Source organism: Agriterribacter sp. (assembly GCF_035444585.1).
Lineage (GTDB): Bacteria > Bacteroidota > Bacteroidia > Chitinophagales > Chitinophagaceae > Agriterribacter.
On record NZ_DAOMOZ010000292.1, the window covers coordinates 1 to 4,986 of the forward strand.

Annotated in this window: 4 protein-coding genes; all 4 read right to left on the reverse strand. The window is 47.1% G+C overall.

The window, feature by feature from the left end:
- Positions 1-97: 97 nt before the first annotated feature.
- Complete coding sequence (locus PLH26_RS20235) at positions 98-1,480, reverse strand: c-type cytochrome domain-containing protein (RefSeq protein ID WP_324587837.1); 1,383 nt, start codon at positions 1,478-1,480, stop codon at positions 98-100.
- 16 nt (positions 1,481-1,496) lie between these two features.
- Positions 1,497-2,609, reverse strand: a complete 1,113-nt coding sequence (locus tag PLH26_RS20240) for an NHL repeat-containing protein (protein WP_324587838.1) — start codon at positions 2,607-2,609, stop codon at positions 1,497-1,499.
- A gap of 18 nt (positions 2,610-2,627) precedes the next feature.
- Positions 2,628-4,094, reverse strand: coding sequence for a DUF1501 domain-containing protein (locus PLH26_RS20245; protein ID WP_324587839.1), 1,467 nt, complete (start codon positions 4,092-4,094; stop codon positions 2,628-2,630).
- Positions 4,095-4,117: 23 nt separating this feature from the next.
- Positions 4,118-4,986 (reverse strand): DUF1553 domain-containing protein (locus PLH26_RS20250; protein WP_324587840.1); only part of this gene is annotated, 869 nt, incomplete at its 5' end.

A 4,986-nucleotide genomic window follows, 5' to 3' on the forward strand; every position in this document is an offset into this window, starting at 1 on the left:
TTTGTGATTTGGTTCTTTTATATGTGTCATTTCACTATTCACTACTCACTATTCACTACTCACTATTCACTACTCACTATTCACAATTCACTTCTCACTACCTCTCCACCACCACCCCTCCGTCCTGCAGCTTTTTTGCAGCTTCGTCTGTAACCCGGGTTTGCCAGAGATTGACCTTTTGCAGACCTGTCATTTGTTTAAACACAGCGATACTTTTATCGGTAATGGCATTTTGTCCGATGTTCAATGAAACCAGCTGCTTCAGGGATCCCAGCGATGCTGCCATCTCATCCGTAAGATTGTTTTTCTGCAATTCCAGCTTATTAAGATTTGGAAGACCGGCGATCATTTTCATTTCCTCATGGTTAAGCGAACAATTGCTTGCATCAAGCTGGTATACCTGCTCTTTTACAGACAAAAGTTTTTGTAAGATCTTTTTCTTTTGCTCAGCGTTGCTTTTCTGAACCATTACAAAAGAAACATCCAGCAGGTTACTTTGAGTAGCCAGCGGCCGAACGATCAACTTCAGATCCTTTAGCTGCCGCACAATACCCGGATCGGCGGGAGCTACTTCGGGCAAAACAATTTCCTTAATACTTTCTTCATCAAAGCCAAGATAAAAACCAAAAAGAAATTTTGTCTTTTCATCCAGCCTGCTTTCGGCAATATTTTTATTGAAATCGGCGCCCGAAGCTACCCACCATTTCATCAATCCCAATTCAACGGTAGTAAGGGGCGGCTGGTTGTTGGCAGGCATAAATTTTGAATTGGCCGGGTCTAAAGTTATGCGGTGTATCAGCTCGCTCCTGTCAATATCGCCCGGCACAAGCGTGTTGCCGCTCTTGCCACCCTTAATGATGCCTTCGGCTGAATGTAAGGCAAGGTCGCCTTTTTGCTTGTTGGGATTATGACAGCTTACGCATTTGGCATGAAGGATCGGTTGAATGATGTTGGCATAGATCCGTACCGAATCGAGTTGCGGGGGAAGCTTCTGCAGTTGCACAGGCGACTTAGCAGGAAAAAGAGATTTGAGAAAAGAAGGCATGTGCGCCGTCAGGTATCCTTCACCGTGCGTAAGGGTACCGCCCAGGTGACCGCCCGCAAAGATCAATAACACACACAAAGACAACAGCCACGTGCTTAGCTTTGCTCTGAGAAAAACAATATCTTTCTTCTGATTTCTTTTTATCCACCATGCACAAAAACTCACAGCGGCAACAGCAATGCCAATCCACTGATGCCAGAACAATGTGCCTGCATCATATCCACCACCGGCGGAAAGAAAATAGCCGGACGCTGCTGCCAGGGCCGAGCCCAGCGATCCAACCAGCAGGGCAAGACCGGCGGAAAATTCCAGCGTTTTATTTTTTTTAACTGCTGCTATACCATTCAGCAATGCCGCAAACAATAAAATACCAATAGGAATATGAACGATGAGGGGATGGAAGCTGCCGAAAAACAATGACCAGTCTGTACGCATTTTCAAAGTAGTATTTCTATATCCGCTCTAATTTAACCGGGTAGGTCTTTTCGGCATTCCATTGACATATGTATACGTTCTTATCTGCATCCACGCAAACATCATGACCATGATAAAAGATATTCCCGTCTGCAAACATGGGCTGCAGCACGCCGTTTTTATACTCGGGCTGTGTTCCGCCGGGATTGGAAACTACCTTATTGTTTTTATCCAGTATGGTAACAAATCCTGATTTTCCGCCGTCCATTTTTCCGGTATCCCTGAAATTAGACCAGCAAACACCGGCATAAATATTTTCTCCATCCAGTACGGGGCGGCACACATAGGCTCCCGGCAATTTAACCGTTTCGAGATAGCGGCCATCTAACGTAAAAAATTTAAAAGCATTGTCGTTGCGTGAGGTACAGATCAGCTTCGGCGACGAGGGATCACGCAGATCTACGGCCACGCCGTGTGCATTGTTCAGGTTGTGATCCGGATTGCTGTTGTGATGTCCGCCGAAATGCCTGATGTATCTCCCGTTGTGATCGTATTGAATGATATAGTCCGACCCGTAACCATCCGCCACATAAAAATCACCATTGGGCGCAACAGCGGTTTCCGTAGGTTTAAAAGGCTCATCTTTTTTATATATGCCAATGGTAGCCGGGTGACCCAATGCAAATACAAGCCTGCCATCTGCCGTGGTTTTAAATACGCTGCCCGACTGGGACTGCCATTTATTATCCTTTCCCAAAAAATATCCGCAGTCGGTAATAAAAAGAAAATCTTCTCCGCCTTCGGCAGATAAAGTAAGTCCGTGTCCGCCGGGATATCGGGTGCCCCAGGTATCAAGCAGCTTACCCGACCGATCGTAAATGATGATATTGTTCTTTACTTCATCTGTGATCATCAGCAGGCGTCCTTTTGAATCGTTTACCATTTCGTGGCAATCCAGCACCGGTGTTTTTGCAGGATCAAGATTTCCCCATGCTTTGTTTACCCGGTACCTGAAATTTCCATGACCAACAATATTATCATTAGCCGGGCCGGCTTTGCCAATAATGTTAAATCCTGCAATAGTTGCACCGGCAAGCAGTGTGGTCTTTTTAATGAATTTTCTCCGGGGATAATTTTTATGATCTGCCATATAGGAACAATTAAAAGATTATGCAATGATCGCTTTTATAATTTTGCCTTCTACATCCGTAAGCCTGTATCTTCTTCCTTCAGCTTCAAATGTAAGCTTCTCATGGTCTACGCCCATCAAATACAATAGCGTAGCCTGGAAATCATGCACATGTACAGGATTTTTTACAATATTATATCCAAAGTCGTCGGTTTCACCGAAAGTCAGTCCAGGCTGTACTCCGCCGCCTGCCATCCACATGGTAAAGCAGCGGGGATGGTGATCGCGGCCATAATTGTCTTTGGTTAGTTTTCCCTGCGAATAATTGGTGCGGCCAAATTCTCCTCCCCATATCACCAGTGTATCATCCAATAAACCTCTTTGTTTCAAGTCCTTTACCAATGCTGCAGATGCCTGGTCGGTAGCCTTACACTGCTGGGTAAGCGCAGAAGGCAGGTTGCCATGATTATCCCAGCCCTGGTGATACAACTGAACAAATTTTACGTTCTTTTCCAGCAGCCTTCTTGCCAGCAAACAATTGGCAGCATAGGTGCCGGGCGTACGCGCGTCGGGGCCATACAGGTCGAACACCCAATCCGGCTCATCACTCATATCTGTTATTTCAGGTATGGAAGCCTGCATGCGAAATGCCATCTCGTATTGTGCTACGCGGTTGCCAATTTCGGGATCGCCGAAGGCTTCCAGTTGCGACTGGTTCAATGCATTCAATGCATCCAGCATTTCCCGGCGGTCGGCAGCCTCATATCCTTTGGGATTATTGAGATAAAGCACAGGATCGGCCCCGGAACGGAACTGCACGCCCTGGTATTTGGAAGGAAGAAAACCATTGCCCCAAAGCCGGGCATACAACGGCTGGTCTTTTGGCGCATTGTTTGAAACCAGCACAATAAAAGCGGGCAGGTTATCATTATCGGACCCCAGTCCGTAATGCACCCACGATCCTATGCTGGGACGGCCGGCCAGCTGGTTACCCGTTTGCATGAAAGTTAAGGCCGGATCGTGGTTGATCTGTTCGGTATACATGGATTTAATGAAGCACAGATCATCTGCCACCGCCCCGGTATAAGGCATGAGCTCGCTTACCCATGCGCCACTTTGCCCGCGCTGCGCAAATTGAAAGGAGGAGCCTACCAGCGGTAATGCAGATTGCTGCGCACTCATCCCGGTAAGCCTTTGTCCTTTTCTAACGGAATCGGGTAGATCCTGCCCGTGCATTTTTTCAAGCAGAGGCTTGTAATCGAATGTTTCAAATTGAGACGGGCCACCACTCTGAAAAAGATATACCACCCTTTTGGTTCTTGCAGGTATATCGGGCATGCCGGTTATACCGCCGGCATCCACAATAGCTTTTGCTTTGGGCGATAAAACATCCTGCCCTGCCAGAAGTGAACCCAGGGCCACCGAGCCCAATCCCAATGACGCCTTTAACAAAAAAGACCGCCGGTTGAGATGACTGGCTATAAGCTGTTCAATTTCCTTGTTCATATTATTTCGTTTACGGCAAACGGTTATCTTTTGGTTATAAATGCATCAGAGTTCATAATGGTGCTTGCTACCACAGTGGCTGCAGCCAATGCCTGCAAATCTTTCCCCGGTTTTATTTTATATTCGCCTGCCGTGAGCCACCCGCTCATTTTGGCAGGCTGCTTTTTAAACTTTTCATATTCTGCCGCATATAAATTTCCGAGAATATCTTTTTCTTTTGCTGAAGGCGTTCGTGCAGTTAATGCCCGGTAACAATACAGTATCCTGCCGTCAACAGTATTGTCGTTTGCCAGTGCATGTTCGGCCAGCACTTTTGCCGCTTCAACAAACTGCGGATCGTTCAATAAAACCAATACCTGGAGCGGGGTACTTGTTTTTTGCCGTTGCACAGTACAACTGCTCCGCATGGGTGCGTCAAAAGTGCTCATAGACGGTGGCGGATTGGTGCGCCTCCAGAAAGTATACAAACTTCTCCTGTACAAAGCGGATCCCGTATCCCGGTGATATACTTCACTGTTCACCGCCCATACCCCTTCGGGCTGGTAAGGCTTTACGCTGGCGCCGCCAATGGCTGGAGAAAGGAGTCCGCTTGCTGTTAAAGCTGCATCGCGTACCATTTCGGCTGTTAACCTGAATGCAGGGCCACGGGCCAGCAATATATTTTCCGGATCCTTCTTTAATAATTCAGGTGAGGTATAAGACGACTGCCTGTACGTAGCAGATAATACGATAAGCTTTTGCATTGCCCTTACATTCCAGCCCGATTCCCTGAAACGAACAGCCAGCCAGTCTAACAATGCCGGATGAGAAGGCATGCCGCCCTGGTTACCGAAGTTGTCGGCATTTTTCTGAAGCCCTGTTCCAAAATAGGTTTGCCAGTAACGGTTTACAA

Coding starts and splice junctions, on each gene's coding strand:
- PLH26_RS20235 (WP_324587837.1), bottom strand. CDS start 1,480: ATGCGTACAGACTGGTCATTGTTTTTCGGCAGCTTCCATCCCCTCATC.
- PLH26_RS20240 (WP_324587838.1), bottom strand. CDS start 2,609: ATGGCAGATCATAAAAATTATCCCCGGAGAAAATTCATTAAAAAGACC.
- PLH26_RS20245 (WP_324587839.1), bottom strand. CDS start 4,094: ATGAACAAGGAAATTGAACAGCTTATAGCCAGTCATCTCAACCGGCGG.